This is a genomic window from Methyloversatilis sp. (assembly GCF_030696805.1).
Lineage (GTDB): Bacteria > Pseudomonadota > Gammaproteobacteria > Burkholderiales > Rhodocyclaceae > Methyloversatilis.
This window is the reverse complement of the sequence record NZ_JAUYRO010000037.1, coordinates 192570-210822: the sequence shown is the minus strand read 5'-3', so window position 1 is coordinate 210822 and position 18253 is coordinate 192570. Positions and strand designations below refer to the sequence as shown.

The 18253-nt window shown below is 66.1% G+C and carries 9 protein-coding genes; 7 read left to right on the top strand and 2 right to left on the bottom strand.

Annotated features, from left to right (window positions below; genetic code table 11):
- Positions 1–10: 10 nt before the first annotated feature.
- The 6 genes from Q8R75_RS06175 (at position 11) to Q8R75_RS06150 (ending at position 12772) form a co-directional block, all read left to right on the top strand.
- Entirely contained in the window at positions 11–3082 is a 3072-nt protein-coding gene (locus Q8R75_RS06175) for an MdtB/MuxB family multidrug efflux RND transporter permease subunit (RefSeq protein ID WP_305613207.1), read from the top strand.
- Positions 3079–6177, top strand: a complete 3099-nt coding sequence (locus Q8R75_RS06170) for a multidrug efflux RND transporter permease subunit (RefSeq protein ID WP_305613208.1) — start codon at positions 3079–3081, stop codon at positions 6175–6177. The genes Q8R75_RS06175 and Q8R75_RS06170 overlap by 4 nt, the downstream gene beginning before the upstream one ends.
- Positions 6174–7580, top strand: a complete 1407-nt coding sequence (locus Q8R75_RS06165) for an efflux transporter outer membrane subunit (RefSeq protein WP_305613209.1) — start codon at positions 6174–6176, stop codon at positions 7578–7580. Before Q8R75_RS06170 ends, Q8R75_RS06165 begins: the two co-directional genes overlap by 4 nt.
- A gap of 130 nt (positions 7581–7710) precedes the next feature.
- The gene (locus Q8R75_RS06160; protein WP_305613210.1) at positions 7711–9351 is read left to right on the top strand and encodes a FecR domain-containing protein; all 1641 of its coding nucleotides are present in this window, start codon (positions 7711–7713) and stop codon (positions 9349–9351) included.
- 91 nt (positions 9352–9442) lie between these two features.
- The gene (locus Q8R75_RS06155) at positions 9443–12352 is read left to right on the top strand and encodes an EAL domain-containing protein (protein ID WP_305613211.1); all 2910 of its coding nucleotides are present in this window, start codon (positions 9443–9445) and stop codon (positions 12350–12352) included.
- 114 nt (positions 12353–12466) lie between these two features.
- Complete coding sequence (locus tag Q8R75_RS06150) at positions 12467–12772, top strand: hypothetical protein (RefSeq protein ID WP_069037728.1); 306 nt, start codon at positions 12467–12469, stop codon at positions 12770–12772.
- 107 nt (positions 12773–12879) lie between these two features.
- Here Q8R75_RS06150 and phaP read toward each other — a convergent pair whose 3' ends face one another.
- On the bottom strand, positions 12880–13713 hold the full coding sequence (phaP, locus tag Q8R75_RS06145; protein WP_305613212.1) for a TIGR01841 family phasin: 834 nt from the start codon (positions 13711–13713) through the stop codon (positions 12880–12882).
- A 25-nt stretch (positions 13714–13738) separates the two neighbouring features.
- Positions 13739–15325, bottom strand: a complete 1587-nt coding sequence (locus tag Q8R75_RS06140; protein WP_305613213.1) for an acyl CoA:acetate/3-ketoacid CoA transferase — start codon at positions 15323–15325, stop codon at positions 13739–13741.
- 147 nt (positions 15326–15472) lie between these two features.
- Between Q8R75_RS06140 and clpB the strand changes: the two genes are divergently transcribed.
- Positions 15473–18058 carry an ATP-dependent chaperone ClpB gene (clpB, locus tag Q8R75_RS06135; RefSeq protein ID WP_305663545.1) on the top strand — a complete coding sequence of 862 codons (2586 nt, stop codon included), beginning with the start codon at positions 15473–15475 and terminating at the stop codon, positions 18056–18058.
- The last annotated feature ends 195 nt before the right edge of the window (positions 18059–18253 follow it).

Genomic DNA, 18253 nt, shown 5'->3' with positions numbered 1-18253 from the left:
GGCCACACCCATGAATCCGTCCAGACTGTTCATCCTGCGTCCGGTGGCGACTTCGCTGCTGATGATCGCGCTGCTGGTGACCGGTTTCATCGCCTACCGGCTGCTGCCGGTGTCGGCGCTGCCGCAGGTCGACTACCCGACGATGCAGGTGGTCACTTTCTACCCGGGTGCCAGCCCGGAGCTCACCACTTCGTTGATCACTTCGCCGCTGGAACGCCAGTTCGGCCAGATGCCGGGGCTGGTGCAGATGAATTCGGTCAGTTCGGCCGGCGCGTCGGTGGTCACGCTGCGCTTCGGTCTGAACATTTCGCTCGATACGGCACAGCAGGAGGTGCAGGCGGCGATCAATGCTGCGGCAACGCTGCTGCCGCAGGAGTTGCCGGCGCCGCCGGTCTACAGCAAGGTCAATCCGGCCGATGCGCCGGTCATGACGCTGGCCATCAGTTCCAATGCGCTGCCGCTGCATCTGCTGGAAGAGGCGGTCAGCACGCGGCTGGCGCAGAAGATTTCGCAGCAGTCGGGCGTCGGTCTGGTAAGCATTTCCGGCGGCCAGCGGCGCGCCGTTCGCGTACGGGTCAATCCGTCGGCGGTGGCGTCCTACGGGCTCAGCCTCGAACAGCTGCGCGCGGCCGTCGTCAGCACCAGTTCCAGCCAGGCCAAGGGCAGTTTCGACGGGCCGACCCGCGCCACGACGCTGGACGCCAACGACCAGCTGCGTTCCGCCGCCGAATACCGGAAAAGCGTCATCGCGTGGAAGAACGGCGCACCGATCCGGCTCGAGGACGTGGCCGAAGTGGTCGATGGTCCGGAAAACCGGCTGCTGGCCGCGTGGGCGAACCAGACGCCGTCGCTCATCCTGAACATCCAGCGCCAGCCGGGCGCCAACGTGATCGACGTGGTGTCGCGCATCCAGGCGCTGCTGCCCGAACTGCAGGCCTCGCTGCCCGACGCGGTCGATGTGGCCGTGCTGACCGACCGCACTGAATCGATCCGCACCTCGGTACGCGACGTGCAGATCGAACTGGTGATGGCCGTCGCGCTGGTCGTGCTGGTCATCTTCCTGTTCCTGCGCAATGTCCGCGCAACAGTCATTCCGGCGGTGGCCGTGCCGCTGTCGCTGATCGGCACCTTCGCCGTCATGTACATGGCCGGCTTTTCGGTGAACAACCTGACGCTGATGGCACTCACCATCGCGGCCGGCTTCGTGGTCGATGACGCCATCGTGATGACCGAAAACATCGCGCGCCACCTTGAACAGGGCAAGACGCCGATGCAGGCGGCGCTCGACGGCGCGAAGCAGATCGGCTTCACGATCATTTCGCTGACCGTGTCGCTGGTGGCGGTGCTGATTCCGCTGCTGTTCATGCAGGACGTGGTCGGCCGGCTGTTCCGCGAATTCGCGCTCACGCTGACCATCGCCATCCTGCTGTCGGCAGTGGTGTCGCTGACGCTGACGCCGATGATGGCAGCGCGCCTGCTGAAGGCGGAACCGGCGCATGAAGCCGATGAGGGCTGGTACGCCCGCCTGCTCGCCGGCTATGCGCGCACGCTGCGCTGGGTGCTCGAGCACCAGACGCTGACGCTGGTCGTCACCGTCGCCACCTTCGTGCTGACCGCGCTGCTCTACCTCGCCGTGCCCAAGGGCTTCTTTCCGGTGCAGGACACCGGGCTGATCCAGGGTATTTCGGAAGCCGAACCGACGGTGTCGTTCGCCGCGATGAGCGAGCGCCAGCAGGCGCTGGCCGAGGTGTTGCTGCGCGACCCGGACGTGGAGAACATCAGTTCCTTCATTGGCGTCGACGGCCAGAATCCGACGCTGAACACCGGCCGCATGCAGATCCGGCTGAAAGCCCTGGCTGACCGCGATGCCCGTGCGCCCGAAATCGCCCGCCGTCTCGAAGAGATGGCGCGCGAAGTGCCCGGCATCACGCTGCATCTGCAACCGGTGCAGGACCTGACGATCGAAGATCGGGTCAGTCGCGCTCAGTACCCCTTCGTCGTGCAGGCCACGAATCAGGACGACCTGCTCGAGTGGGTGCCCAGGCTCGTCGCAGCGCTGCAGCAGTCGGACAAGCTGTCCGCCGTCTCCACCGATCTGACGACCGGCGGTCTGCAGGCCTATGTGAATATCGACCGCGACGCCGCCGCCCGGGTCGGCGTGACCGTGGCCGACATCGATGCCGCGCTGTACAACGCCTTCGGCCAGCGCCTCATTTCGACCATCTTCACGCAGTCCAGCCAGTACCGCGTGGTGCTGGAAGTCCAGCCGCAGTTCCAGCAGGGGCCGGAAGCGATTTCGCAGATCCACGTGATGTCGTCCGCCGGCGAGCAGATTCCGCTGGGCAGTCTGGTGCGCATCGAAGAGCGGCCAGCCCGCCTGTCGATCGGCCGGCAGGGCCAGTTTCCGGCTGCCACGGTGTCGTTCAACCTGCCCGATGGGGTGTCGCTGGGCGAAGCGGTCGATGCCATCGACGACACGCGCCACGCGCTCGCCATGCCTGCCACATTGACCGTGACCTACGAAGGTTCGGCCGAAGCCTTCCGCGCCTCGCTGAGCGACACGCTGTGGCTCATTCTCGCCGCGGTGGCGGCCATGTACATCGTGCTGGGCGTGCTGTACGAAAGTTTCATCCATCCGCTGACCATCCTGAGCACGCTGCCGTCGGCGGCGATCGGCGCACTGCTGGCGCTGCTCGGCACCGGCCACGCGCTCGACATGATTGCGGTGATCGGCATCATCCTGCTGATCGGCATCGTCAAGAAGAACGCGATCATGATGATCGACTTCGCGCTCGACGCCGAACGCACGCAGGGCATGGCGCCGCGCGACGCGATCTACCAGGCCTGCCTGCTGCGCCTGCGCCCCATCCTGATGACCACGATGGCGGCACTGCTCGGCGCATTGCCGCTGATGCTGGGCGGTGGCATGGGGTCGGAACTGCGCCACCCGCTGGGACTGACGATGGTCGGCGGGCTGCTGGTGAGCCAGGTGCTGACGCTGTACACCACACCGGTCATCTATCTTGCATTCGGCCGGCTGTTCGCGGCGCGCGCGCCCGCGGCCCGGGAGCATCGGACGTGAGCGGCTGGGCCTGGTCGGTCTACCGGCCGGTTGCCACCACGCTGCTGACCGCAGCCATCGCGTTGTCCGGCGCACTGGCGTTCGTGCTGTTGCCGGTGGCCGCACTCCCGCAGGTCGACTTCCCGACCATATCGGTCAGTGCGTCGCTGCCCGGCGCCAGCCCGGAAGTGATGGCGGCGACCGTGGCCACACCGCTGGAACGCACCATGGGGCGCATCGCCGGCGTCACCGAAATGACGTCGAGCAGTTCGCAGGGCAATACCCGGGTGACGCTGCAGTTCGAGCTGGAGCGCGACGTCGAGGGCGCGGCGCGCGACGTGCAGGCGGCGATCAATGCCGCGCGCGCCAGCCTGCCGACCAGCCTCCCGTCCAACCCGAGCTATCGCAAGGTGAATCCGGCCGACGCGCCGATCATGATTCTCGCGCTGACCTCGGACACGGTGCCGATTCCGCGCCTGTACGACATCGCCTCGACCGTGCTGGCGCAGAAGATGGCGCAGATTCCGGGTATCGGCGAAGTCACCGTAGGGGGCGGGTCGCCGCCGGCGGTGCGTGTGCAGGTGAATCCGGACGCGCTGCACCAGCACGGCCTGACGCTGGAAGACGTGCGCACGCGGATCAGCGAAAGCAATGTCTATCGCCCCAAGGGTTTCGTCGAATCGGGCGACCGCTACTGGCAGATCGACGCCAATGACCAGGTGCGCCGCGCGGCCGACTACGTGCCGCTGATCCTGCGTCACACCTCGGGCGCCACGTTGCGCCTGGGCGATGTCGCGATGGTGACCGAATCGGTGCAGGACGTGCGCAACCTCGGTCTGACCAATGGCAAGCCGACGGTGCTGCTGGTGGTGACCAAGCGCCCGGGCAGCAACGTGATCGAAACCGTCGAACGGGTGCACGCGCTGCTGCCGGAACTGGCGGCCAGCCTCCCGGCCTCGGCGAAGCTCGAAGTGGTGTCGGACAGCTCGGTCACCATACGCAGCGCGCTGCACGAGGTGGAGATCGCGCTGGCCATCGCGGTCGGCATGGTCATCCTGGTGGTGTTCCTGTTCCTGCGCAATGCCCGCGCGACGCTGATCCCGGCCATCGTCGTGCCGGTGTCGCTGGCCGGCAGCCTGGCGGTGATGTACCTGCTGGGCTTCAGCCTGAACAACCTGTCGCTGATGGCGTTGACGATTGCCACCGGCTTCGTGGTCGACGATGCGGTGGTGGTGATCGAGAACATCGCGCGCCACATCGAGCGTGGCATGAAGCCCTTCGAAGCGGCGGTCAAGGGCGTGCGCGAGGTCGGCTTCACGGTGGTGGCGATCAGCCTGTCGCTGGTGGCGGTATTCATCCCCATCCTGCTGATGGGCGGCATCGTCGGCCGGCTGTTCCGCGAATTCGCGCTGACGCTGTCGGTCGCCGTACTGGTGTCCATGGTGGTGTCGTTGACGGCGGCGCCAATGCTGGCCGCGCGCCTGCTGCGCCATCAGCCGGTCGAGCAGGAAGCACGCTGGCAGCGCGCATTGGCGCGCGTGTTCGACGACATCCAGCTTGCCTACTCGCATAGTCTCGACTGGGCGTTGCGCCACACGCGCATCGTCATGCTCATCTTTGCAGGCGCCGTCGCGCTCAACCTCTGGCTGTTTGTCATCGTGCCCAAGGGTTTTTTTCCGAACCAGGACACCGGCCGCCTGTTCGGCAGCCTGCGCGGAGACCAGACCACGTCCTTCCAGGTGATGACGAAGAAGATGGAACAGGCAGTCGAGGTGGTGCGCGCCGATCCGGCGGTGGCCAATGTCAGCGCCTTCACAGGTGGCGGACGCGGTGGCGGGGCGAACAACGCCAGTTTCTTCGTCAATCTGAAGCCGCTGTCGGAGCGCAATGCAACGGCGGATCAGGTGATCGGCCGGCTGCGCGGCAAGCTGGGGCGCATCGAAGGCGTGTCGCTGTTTCTGGTGGCGGCGCAGGACCTGCGCATCGGCGGCCTGCGCTCGTCGTCGCAATACCAGTTCACGCTGACCGCCGACAGCCTCAGCGTGCTGCGCGAATGGGAGCCGAAGGTGCGCTTTGCGATGCGCGACCTGCCGCAACTGGTTGATGTATCGACCGACCAGGAAGACCGCGCCTCGCAAACCATGCTGATGTATGACCGCGATACGCTGGCGCGGCTGGGCATCACGCCGGGTGGCGTGAATCAGGTGCTCAACGACGCGTTCGCGCAGCGCCAGATCAGTACGCTGTATGAGCCTCTGAATCAGTACAAGGTGGTGCTGGAGGTCGATCCGGCGCGCGCGCAGGACATTTCGGCGCTCGACGCGGTGCGCGTCGCGGGCGCCGACGGCCAGCTGGTGCCGCTGGACAGTTTTGCCCGCGTGACCCAGGGCACCATGCCGCTGTCGATCTCGCATCTGGGCGGCAAGGTGTCGACCACCATTTCATTCGGCACCGCCGAGGGCGTGACGCTGGCGCAGGGCATGGAAAGCATCCGTATCGCCATGCGGGAGATCGGCGTGCCGGCCAGCGTCAATGCCGGCTTCCAGGGCTCGGCGCGCGCCTTCCAGGATTCGCTGTCGAACCAGCCACTGCTGGTACTGGGCGCCATCATTGCGGTTTATCTGGTGCTCGGCATCCTGTACGAAAGCCTGATTCATCCGCTGACCATCCTGAGCACGCTGCCATCGGCCGGCATCGGCGCCATCCTCGCACTGATGGCGTTCAACATCGAGTTCGGTCTGATTGCCATCATCGGCCTGCTGCTGCTTATCGGCGTCGTCATGAAGAACGCCATCATGATGATCGACTTCGCGCTCGACGCCGAACGCAACCGTGGCTGCGCGCCGCACGAGGCGATCCGCGAAGCCTGCCTGATGCGGCTGCGGCCCATCCTGATGACCACGCTGGCCGCCATGGTTGGCGCACTGCCGCTGGCCATCGGCTTCGGCGAAGGCTCGGAACTGCGCCAGCCGCTGGGCATTGCGGTGGTCGGCGGGCTGGTGGTGAGCCAGTTGCTGACGCTCTACACGACGCCGGTCACTTATCTCTATCTCGAACGTTTCAGCCGCTACAGCCGCCGGTGGTTTGCCGGCCGCGGCCGCACGGTGACGCCATGAACACGCTGCTCCTCCGTCCATCTCCCTTCCTGTGCGCACTTCTGCTGGCATTGTCTGCCGCAGGCTGCACCTCGATCGGTCCCGATCACCAGCGACCGGCGTTCGACATGCCCGCCGATTTCCGCGCTGCCGAAGGCTGGAAGCCGGCCGAGCCGGCCGACCATCTGCCGCGCGGTGAATGGTGGCGTGCCTACGGCGATCCGGTGCTCGATGACCTCATCGTCCGGCTCGACGCGGCCAACCCCGACCTGCAGTCCGCGCTCGGCAGTTTCCGTCAGGCGCGCGCCGCCGCACAGCTTGCGCGTGCCGGCTACACGCCCGAAATCGGCCTGACAGCGGCGGCCCGGCGCAGCCGTGGTGCGGCGATCGAAGGCCGCTCGGCGAACCAGTCCAACACCACCCAGCTCGGCCTGGATGCCAGTTGGGAGGCGGATCTGTGGGGGCGCATCGGGCGCGAGGTCGAGGCAGCCGGTGCCGAACTCGACGGCAGCGCCGGCGACCTGGCGTCGGTGCGGCTGAGCCTGCACGCCGAACTGGTGCAGAACTACTTCCAGTTGCGCGCAACCGACCATCAGCGCGACCTGTACCGGCGCACCGTCGCGTCCTTCGAGCGCGCGCTCGAACTGGCGCGCAACCGCGTCGCCGCGGGTGTTTCGACGCGCGGTGACGAGGTGCAGGCGCTGGCGCAGCTGCGCGCGGCCCAGGCGCAGGCAGTCGATCTCGATCTGACGCGGACCCAGTTGCAGAACGCCATCGCGGTGCTGATCGGCGCGCCGCCATCCGCGTTCGCACTGGAATTGGCCGATTGGCCCGCCGCACCACCGGCCACGCCGGTCGGTCTGCCGTCGACCCTGCTTGAGCGGCGCCCCGACGTTGCGGCGGCTGAACGTCGCGTGGCCGCCGCCAACGCGCGTATCGGCGTGGCGCAGGCGGCCTGGTTTCCGTCGCTGACGCTGAATGCCTCGACCGGCTATGCCGGCAACCAGTTCGCGCAGTGGTTCTCGGCGTCCAACCTCGTGTGGTCGTTCGGCCTCAGCGTGGCGCAGGCGGTGTACGACGGCGGTCGGCGTGATGCGCAGATCGAATCGGCGCGAGCGGCGCACGACATCACGGTCGCCCAGTACCGTCTGACCGTGCTGGGCGCGCTGCAGGAGGTGGAAGACAACCTGAGTGCGCTGCGCCTGCTGGAAGATGAAGCGGCGTTGCGCGCGCAGGCGCTCGAAGCGTCGCGCGAGGCGGAAACGCTGGCACTCAACCGCTACCGCGCGGGCATCGCCAACTACACCGAAGTGATCACTGCGCAGACCACCGCGCTCGACAACGAACGCAGCCTGGCCCAGCTGCGCGGCCGCCAGTTCTCGGCCAGCGCGCTGCTGAACAAGGCAGTCGGCGGCGGCTGGTAGGGGTTGGCGGCTTCACCCTGAGCGCCCGAGCAACCCCGTGACGGCTAGGCCGGACGACGGATGGCGGAGCGTCTGCGATGCGACTACGATCAAGGCATATGTTCGCCGCCGCCGCCCGCCCGAGGTTCCGATGCCCGTACGACCGTCGTCCGCCGGTTTACTGTTCCGCCTGCTTGCACTGTCGGTGTTGCCGGTGCTGGCCAGCCTGGCATCGTCCGCACAGGCGGCCGATTTCGCCTACATCGTCCGCGAGGGCGATAACCCGTGGAACCTCACCCAGCGCTATCTGAAGGATCTGTCTTACTGGCCGCGCATCCAGCGCTACAACCGGATCACCGAGCCGCGCCGCATGCAGCCCGGCACCCGGCTGCTGATTCCAGAAGGCTGGCTGAAACTGCGCACGCGCGAGGTGAGGCTCGACGCGGTTCAGGGCGACGTGGTAGTGATCGCCGCGGACGGGCGGCGCAGCGCAGCGGTGGCCGGCCAGTTGCTGGCCGTTGGCACGCGCGTGCTGACCGGCGAAGCAGGCAGTGCGGCACTCGGGTTCAGCGACGGCAGCCGCGTACAGCTGCGTCCGGGCAGCGAACTGGGCGTGCGCCAGTCCGCCGATTTCGCAGCCGGCGCGGGTACCTGGGTGCGGCTCGACCTGCTGCGCGGCTCGCTGGAAAGTCTGGTGGTACCGCGCAGCGGCACGGCGAGCCGGTTCGAGATCGATACGCCGGCCGCGATCGCCGCCGTGCGCGGCACGCGTTTTCGTGTGCATGCCGGTGATGCCGATACGCGCAACGAAGTCATCGAAGGTCGCGTCGCCTTCGGCAATGCGACCGGCGAACAGCAGGTGGCTGCCGGGCAGGGCGCTTCGGCCGTGCGCGGCGCGCCGATTGCGCCACCGCGCGCGCTGCTGCCCGCGCCCGCCGCGCAGATACTGTTCGCCGACCGTCTGCCGCTCAATCTGCCCTTTCCGGCGCTCGCCGACGCCACGGCCTACCGCGTGCAGGTCGCGCAGGATGCCCGCTTCGATACCGTACTGTCTGACCATACTTCGGCGCAGGCCGCCGTCGCAGTCGCCACGCTGCCCGACGGCGAGTACCGGGTTCGGGTTCGCGGCGTCGATGCGACCGGCCTTGAAGGCCGCGACGCGGAATGGCCGCTGACGCTGGACGCGCGGCCGGAACCGCCGGTACTTGTCAGCCCGGCGCCGAATGCCCGCATCAGCGACGACCGGCCGGCAATGAGCTGGAGCCGGGCGCGCGCAGACGAGCGCTGGCGCCTCCAGCTTTCCGCGAGTGAACGTTTCGACAGTCTGATCGTCGATCAGAAAGCGCTCACCGAGCCGGCGTATGTGTCCGATGCCACATTGCCACCCGGCAACTACTTCTGGCGCGTGGCCAGCAGCAACCCCGACGAGGGGGCTGGGCCGTTCAGTGATCCGCAGCCGTTCCGGCGCCCCGAACCCGGTCCGGCCATGGAAGCGCCGGACCCGTCGCCCGATGGGCTGGCATTGCGCTGGCGCAACTCGGGAGAGGGCGTGAGCTACCAACTGCAGATCGCGACGAGCGAAGACTTCGCGCAGCCGCTGGTCGATACCCGGCTAGACAGCGCCGGCTACCTGTTGCGCGATGCCGCGCCCGGACGCTACCTGCTGCGCGTGCGCAGCTTCGCCGCCGACGGTGTCGAAGGTGACTGGGCGCCAGTGCAGGCCATCACCGTGCCGGAGCCGCCGTTGTCCTTCCAACCCTGGTGGCTGTTGCCGCTGCTTTTGTTGTTCTGACAGGAGCCTCCATGAATGTCGTCGAGTCGATTGACTGCTGTGGCGGGTTGGCCGGAAGGTTTGCCGAAAGTGCTGCCAACGGGTCTGCCCGATGAAAGCAGCGCGGCGCTTCGCTGTCGCGTTGCTCGACCACCGTCGCTTGCCGTGGGTTGCCGCGATCGCCGTCCTGCTGGTACTGCATGCCCTGTCACCGCGCGCGCTTGAGCGGGCTGACCTGCTGGTACATGACCAGCTGGTGATGCAGGGCGTGACGGCCGACGCGCCGGCCAGCGCAGTCAGTGCGCCGCTGGTGATCGCCATCGACGAGGCCAGCCTGAAGGCACTGGGCGCATGGCCCTGGCCGCGCTCGCGTCATGCCGAACTGATCGACGCGCTGAGCCGGGCCGGTGTCGCAGGTATCGGCTATCCGGTCATGTTTGCCGAACCGTCGTCGGACCCGCGCGAAGACGGCCGTCTGGCCGAATCGATTGCACGCGCCGGCAATGTAGTGCTGCCTGTTGCACCGGTGGCGCGGCCGGGCGGCGGCATCGCCACGCTGCTGCCGCTGCCGGCACTGGCCTCGGCCGCGGCGCGGCTTGGCCATGTCGATGTCGAACTCGACGCCGATGCGCTCGCGCGTCGCCTGTTTCTGGAAGCCGGCGAACACCGTCCGCAATGGCCGGCATTTGCGTGGGCGTTGATGGATGTGTCGCAGCCGCCGCGCCCGCTGGCCGGTCTGGGCCGGCAGCATGATGGCGGGGCGACGGCCGCAGGGAGGTGGGTGCGCGACCACGAAGTCATCGTGCTGCCGTCATCGCATGACTGGCCGCTGCGTCACATTCCGGCCATTGATCTGCTGGCGGGGCGCGTGCCGCCGGAGACGCTGCGCGGGCGGACCGTGCTGGTCGGCGTCACGGCAGCGGGGCTGGGCGTGCCGCTGGCGACGCCGACGTCCGGCCACGGCGCACCCATGACATCGGTGGAGTTCCACGCGCGTGCCTACATGGCACTGAGCGATGGCGCGATCGTGACACCCCTTTCGCCGCGATGGAACCTGTGCGCCGGCCTGCTCCTGCTCGGTGCCGTCGCGTGGGTCGGGCCGAAACGCCGCTTGCGCGATGTTGCGTTGGTGGTCATGGGCGTGCTGCTGCCCTGGCTGGGTACGCTTGTGCTGCTCGACGGCCTGTCCCGCTGGCTCGGGATGATCAGCGTGTCGATCGCCGTCACACTGGGTGCGCTCGGCTGGCTGGCTACCCAGTCCCTGCGCCTCGGATTGCGCCTCAATCGCGTCAATGCGCGCGCGGATGCCACGCTACAGGCCATTTCAGATGCGGTATTCCGGCTCGACATGCAGTTGAACGTCCGCTATCTGAACCGGCAGGCGCTGCTGCTGGTCGGTTCGACGATCGATCACGTGCAAGGGCGTGCGCTCGGTGAACTGGTGGTACTCGGCCGCGATCTGCTGATCGAAACGACGGCGCTCGCCGAGCGCTGCCGCGATACGGCGCAGCCGGTGACGCGGCCGGGCCACGTGAGCATGCCGGCAGGTCGTGACGGCCCGGCGCGTGCGCTGCGTCTGTCGGTCAGCCCGTTGTTCGATGCATCCGGTCGGATAGAAGGCGTCGTTCTGGTGCTCAACGATGTCAGTGACACTGTCGACGCGGCCGAACGTCTGGCACATCAGGCGACGCACGACGCACTGACCGGCCTGCCCAACCGCCTGCTGCTGCGTGACCGGTTGCGTCAGGTGCTGGCGCAGCGTGACGCCGGCGTGGTGGCCGTGATGTTCGTCGACCTTGATCGTTTCAAGCGCATCAACGACAGCCTGGGCCATCAGCAGGGCGACGCCGTGCTCACCACGCTGGCCAGCCGGCTGCGCGCGGTTTGCCGCGCCAGCGACACCGTGGCGCGCTGGGGCGGCGACGAATTCATGATCATCCTGCAGGGGTTGGGCGATCGCGAAGCCGTGTCGCGTGTGGCGGCCAAGGTGATGCAGGCGGTCGGCCAGACGATCACGCTCGACGGTGTCGATTTCCGCTTTTCGTGCAGCATCGGTGTGGCCATCGCGCATGAAGACAGCAGCGACCCGGACGTGCTGTTCGCCATGGCCGATACAGCGATGTACCGCAGCAAGTCGCAGGCGGGTGCGGCCATCCACTTCTACGCGCACGACATGAGTGCCGGCGCGCGCGACTGGATCGAACTCGAATCGGATCTGCGCCGCGGGCTCGAACAGAATCGTTTCGAGGTGCATTACCAGCCTCAGTACGAACTGGCGAGCGGTCGTCTGTCGGCGCTAGAGGCGCTGCTGCGCTTCCGGCGTGAAGGCGGCACAGCGAGCGCAGGAAGCGAATTGCTGCAGCCGGTCGATTTCATCGCGGTCGCCGAAGAATCAGGCCTGATCGAGGAGATCGGCGACTGGGTACTGCAGGCCGTCACCCGGCAGATCGCCGAGTGGTCGCGTCAGGGGCTGAACGTCGTACCGGTCGCCGTGAATGTGTCGGCGCGCCAGTGCCTCGGACGTTCGCTGGTGCGTCGCGTTTCGGACGCGCTGACACGTTCCGGCATCGAACCGTCGCTGCTTCGACTGGAGCTGACTGAAACCACCGCGATGAGCGACGTCGATCACGTTGCGGCGCTGCTGGCCGATATTCACGCACTTGGTGTGTCGCTGTCGGTCGACGACTTCGGCACCGGCTACTCATCGTTGTCCTATCTGAAGCGCTTTCCGATCGATGAACTGAAGGTGGATCGGTCTTTCGTGCGCGACCTGGTGCACGATGTCGACGACGAAGCCATCGTGCGCGCGACAATCGCGCTGGCACACGGTCTGGGCATGCGGGTCGTGGCGGAAGGCGTCGAAAGCGAAGAACAGCTTTCGCGGCTGTCGGCGCAGGGCTGCGATGTCGTGCAGGGCTATCTGTTCTCGCGTCCGCTCAGTGCGGCCGACCTGCTGGCCAACAACATCCTGGGAAGCATGCAGCGCAGCGAACCGCGCGCCCTCAGACTGATCAAGTCTTGAACCGGGGGGGAAAGGGGCGGTAAAGTAACAGCATCAAAAAGAGATTGACATCCCGAACGGAAGGGGTAATCTACGTTCATTGTTGCACTGCAACATAACCAAAGGAGACACATCATGACGACAAAACCCGATTTTCAGAAGCCGATGGAAGCAGTTCAGACATTGATGGCAATCCAGGCGCAGACCATTGCCAAGTCGATCGAGCTGCAGAAGAAATCCGGCGAAGAACTGATGGCTTTCTTCCAGTCCGAAGCGCAGAAGGCCGCCAGCCTGAAGACCCCGGAAGAGCTGATCCGCTTCAACGTGGAAGCCAACACCGCGCTGTTCAAGCTGCTGCAGGCGCAAGGCCAGACTTTCACCGCGTTCGCGACCGAAGCCGGTCAGGCCGCAATGGCATCGTTCAAGGGCTTGGGCAAGTAATTCTGCCGGACCGGGTTTCCGGTCAATAGCCCTGGAAAGCAAAACGACCCGGGTGGCCTGAGCCACCCGGGTCGTTTTGCTTTCTGCTGACGCTGCGGCAGTGCCGATCAGTCGGCCTTCTTGCTGCGTGTCGCGGGTGCCGCTTTGGTCGCTTCTACTTTTGTCGATGCAGCCTTGGTCGGCGCTGTCTTGACCGGAGCAGTCGGCTTGGTCGCAGGTTTCACCGCAGGCCTGGTAGCTTTGGCGGCGGGTTTGACGACCGGGCTGGCGGCGGTTTTTCCAGCTGCCGGTTTTGCGGCGGCCCGTTTGCCCACCGGTTTCACGGCCGGCCGAGATGCCTGCTTTGCGGCAGGTGCAACCGGTACAGCGGCAACCCTCGGCGCCGTGGTCGGCGTCGCAACCTTTTCCGGCGCAGCGGGTTCCGGGGCCATTTTCGGCCGCGCCTGTGCGGCCGTCGCCCCGCCGGCAAACTGCTCGAACGCGCTGCGAGTGAGCGCGCTGATCTGTTCGAACGCTCCGCGCGCCTTGTCGATGGCTTCCTGCATCGAACCCATCGACTGCGTGCTCGTTATCGGCATGCCGACCAGCAGCTTGCGCAGGCTGTCCATCAGGTCGGAGCCGCCGCTGTTCAGCTGCTCGCCGACCAGCCGGCCGAATTCCGCCTGGGTTTCAGAGGTGATCTCGGCAATCTGGCGCGCGCAACCAAGCATCTTTTCGGTGGTGGATCGAGCCAGTTGCGAACGCAGTTCGACCTGATTCACCGGTTCTCGCACGTCGGCCAACGCTCGGGCGTTTGCCACACTTTCTTCGAACAGTGCGCGGGCGGTCGACACTTGCAGCTGCATGATGCGCTGCGAATTTTCCATCGACAGCTGCGCCAGACGCATCGCCGCCTCGATGTTCTTCTTCTGCAGTTCCGACATCTGCTCGGGATTGCTCATGGCACGACTCCTTGTGAGGTGAACGTCAGGGATTCTGCCGCCACTGCGCGTCAAGCGCCATGACGGTGTCGGCAAAGATGCCCGGATCCATCGTCCGCAACGACGATGATATGACGGGCACAAAGGCCATGCGGGCCAGCACATCGCGCTCGAGGTCGATGCCCGGTGCAATTTCGATCAGTTCGAGTCCGCCGTCGATCAGACGGAATACGCAGCGCTCGGTGACGTAGAGCACTTGCTGGCCACGGCGCAGCGCCTCGCGTCCGCTGAATGTACGGTGTTCGACTGCCTGCACGAACTTCATCCGGTCGCCATCGCGCCGGATGCGCAGCGCGCCTCGTTCGATCGCGATATTGTTGTCACCGGTCGTGAAGCTGCCGGCAAACACAAGTCTGCGCGCATTCTGCGAAATGTTGATGAAGCCACCGGCACCCGCGAGGCGCGAACCGAATCGGGATACGTTCAGATTGCCTTCGGCGTCCGCCTGCGCCAAGCCGAGTACTGCGATGTCCAGTCCGCCGCCGTCGTAGAAATCGAACTGATAAGGCTGATCGATCACCGCCTGGGTGTTCACCGCCGCCCCGAAGTCCAGACCGCCTGCAGGAATGCCGCCGATGACACCCGGTTCGGCGGTCAGCGTGACGGCATCGCTCAGGCCTTCTTCGGCCACCACCGACGCCACGCCTTCAGGCATGCCGATGCCCAGATTCGCCACGTCGCCGGGTCTCAGTTCCAGCGCGGCGCGGCGAGCGATCACCTTGCGTATATCCAGGGGCATCGCCGGGTGCGAGCCCGGCGGCAGCCGCACTTCGCCCGAATACGCCGGGTTGTAGTGCGACGCAAAGGTCTGCATGTGATGCTCGGGTGGCGCAACGACGACGCAATCGACCAGCACGCCGGGGATCTTCACCTGGCGCGGATGCAGCGAGCCGCGCGCGGCAACGCGTTCCACCTGCACGATGACCAGACCGCCCGCGTTGTGCGCCGCCATCGCGACCGCAAGCGCTTCCTGCGTCAGCGCCTCACGCTCCATCGTCACATTGCCGTCGGTGTCTGCAGTGGTGCCGCGCACGATGGCGACGGTCACGGGAAAAGCCTTGTAGAAGAGGAAGTCTTCATCGCCGATGCGCATGCGGGTGACCAGGTCTTCGGTCGTGATTGCATTGATCCGGCCGCCGCCGTGGATCGGGTCGACGAAGGTGTCGAGTCCGACGCGCGTAAGCTGGCCCGGCCGATGCGCCGCGATGTCGCGGAACAGCTGCGATATCACACCCTGCGGCAGATTCCAGGCTTCGATGCGGTTGGCCACGGCCAGCGCCTGCAGCCGCGGCACGAGCCCCCAGTGGCCGCCGATCACCCGCTTCACCAGGCCTTCGTGGCCGAAGTGATTCAGCCCGCGCGAGTGGCCGTCGCCCTGGCCCGCCGCATAGACAAGGGTGAGGTCGCGCGGATGCCGCGTGTCGATGAAGCGCTGTTCGACTGCGATCGCCACATGTTCGGCGAAGCCGATGCCGACGAAACCGGTGGTGGCCACGCTGGCGCCATCGGGAATGCGGGCAACCGCGTCGGCGGCACTCATGATCTTGCTGGCGGTCTTGGGCGTTGCGGTCATCGTGAATGGCACGTGTCGGACCGGCTTACTGTACCGGAGCCCGCGCGGCCTGTGCATCGCGAATTGATCCGCATCAAGCGCAGCCCGATTGAAAAGCGCAGTGTCTGCCCCAGATACCGTGCAGACCTTGATTCGGGAGACCCCCCAATGCGCTTCGACAAGCTGACCACCAAATTCCAGCAGGCCATCGCCGACGCCCAGAGCGTTGCGGTCGGCCGCGATCACCAGTACATCGAGCCGGCCCACCTGCTGCTCGCGTTGCTCAACCAGGACGACGGTGCCACCACGTCGCTGCTGCAGCGCGCAGGCGCCAATGTCGCACCGCTGAAGAAGTCGGTCGAGGAGGCGCTGTCGCGCATTGCGACCGTCGAGGGCCATGGCGGTGAAGTGCAGATCGGCCGCGACCTCACCAATCTGCTGAACCTCGCCGATCGCGAGGCGCAGAAGCGTGGTGACCAGTTCATCGCGTCCGAAATGTTCCTGCTCGCTGCCGCCAGCGACAAGGGCGATATCGGCCGTCTGCTGAAGCAGTCGGGACTGGACCGCACGACGCTGGAAAAGGCGATCGAACAGGTGCGCGGGGGGTCCTCGGTCGGCAGCGCGGAAGCAGAAGGCTCGCGCGAAGCCCTGAAGAAGTACTGCGTCGACCTGACCGAGCGCGCCGCCGCCGGCAAGCTCGACCCGGTGATCGGGCGCGACGACGAAATCCGCCGCGCGATACAGATCCTGCAGCGGCGCACCAAGAACAATCCGGTGCTGATCGGCGAGCCGGGCGTCGGCAAGACCGCCATCGTCGAAGGTCTGGCGCAGCGCATCGTCAATGAGGAGGTGCCGGAATCGCTGAAGGGCAAGCGCGTGCTGGTGCTCGACATGGCCGGTCTGCTGGCCGGTGCCAAATACCGCGGCGAATTCGAGGAGCGGCTGAAGAACGTGCTCAATGAGGTGGCCAAGGATGAGGGCCGCATCATCAAGTTCATCGACGAACTGCACACCATGGTCGGCGCCGGCAAGGGCGAAGGCGCGATGGACGCCGGCAACATGCTCAAGCCCGCGCTGGCGCGCGGCGAGCTGCACTGCATCGGCGCCACCACGCTGGACGAATACCGCAAATACATCGAGAAGGACGCCGCGCTCGAGCGCCGCTTCCAGAAGGTGCTGGTCGACGAGCCGAGCGTGGAAGCGACCATCGCCATCCTGCGAGGCCTGCAGGAGAAGTACGAACTGCACCACGGCGTGGAAATCACCGACCCGGCGATCGTCGCCGCGGCCGAACTGAGCCATCGCTACATCACCGACCGCTTCCTGCCGGACAAGGCCATCGATCTGATCGACGAAGCGGCCGCGCGCATCAAGATGGAAATCGATTCCAAGCCCGAGGTGATGGACAAACTCGATCGCCGGCTGATCCAGCTGAAGATCGAACGCGAAGCCATGCGACGCGAAACCGATGAGGCGTCGCAGCGCCGCTTCGGCTTGATCGAGGAAGAGATCACGCGGCTGGCGCGCGAATACAACGACCTCGAGGAAATCTGGAAGAGCGAAAAGGCGCAGGTCGCCGGCAGCAGCCACATCCGCGAAGAGATCGAAAGAGTGCGCGCACAGATGGCCGATCTGCAGCGCAAGGGCCAGTTCGACAAGCTGGCCGAACTGCAGTACGGCACGCTGCCGCAGCTCGAAGCGCAACTGAATCAGGCGGAAAAGACCGGGTCGGCGAAGCCCGCCAACAAGCTGCTGAGGACCGAAGTCGGTGCCGAGGAAATTGCCGAGGTGGTATCGCGCGCAACCGGCATCCCGGTCAGCAAGATGATGCAGGGCGAGCGCGAAAAGCTGCTGAAGATGGAAGACAAGCTGCACCGGCGCGTGATCGGTCAGGACGAGGCGGTGCGCCTGGTGTCCGACGCGATCCATCGTTCGCGCGCCGGGCTGTCGGACGAGAACCGTCCCTACGGCAGCTTCCTGTTCCTCGGCCCGACGGGTGTCGGCAAGACCGAACTGTGCAAGACGCTGGCCGAATTCCTGTTCGATTCGGAAGACCACCTCATCCGCATCGACATGAGCGAATTCATGGAAAAGCACTCGGTGAGCCGCCTGATCGGCGCGCCGCCGGGCTATGTCGGCTACGACGAAGGCGGCTACCTGACCGAGGCGGTGCGGCGCAAGCCCTACAGCGTCATCCTGTTCGACGAGGTCGAAAAGGCGCATCCGGACGTGTTCAACGTGCTGCTGCAGGTACTGGACGACGGTCGCATGACAGACGGTCAGGGACGCACGGTCGATTTCAAGAACACGGTCATCGTCATGACATCGAATCTGGGCAGCCAGATGATCCAGCAGATGTCGGGTTCGGATTACGGTGTGGTGAAGCTGGCGGTGATGGGCGAAGTGAAAACCTTCTTCCGTCCCGAGTTCATCAACCGCATCGATGAGGTGGTGGTGTTCCACGCACTGGACGAACGCAACATCCAGAGCATCGCAAAGATCCAGTTGGGTTACCTGGAAAAGCGGCTGGCCAAGCTCGACATGGGGTTGCAGGTGTCGGACGCCGCTCTGGCCGAACTGGGCAAGGCCGGCTTCGACCCGGTGTTCGGTGCCCGACCGCTGAAGCGCGCGATCCAGGAGCACATCGAGAACCCGCTTTCCAGGCGCATCCTGGAAGGCAGCTTCGGCCCGAAGGACGTGATCGTCGTCGATCTGGACGCCGGCGGACACTTCAGCTTCCGCAAGCCGAACTGACGCAGAGCCCGTCCGCGCGGAAGCGTCCCGCGGGAGGTTTTTGTGGGAGCGGCGTCCCCGCCGCGATGAGTGTGGCGATGGACACTTTGCAGCGACCGGATCGCGGCGGGGACGCCGCTCCCACAGCCCCCGGGCCAGTGGGTTCCGTGTTCGGCGAATCGGCGGTGCGATTGCCGGCGGCGCCATCGGCAACGA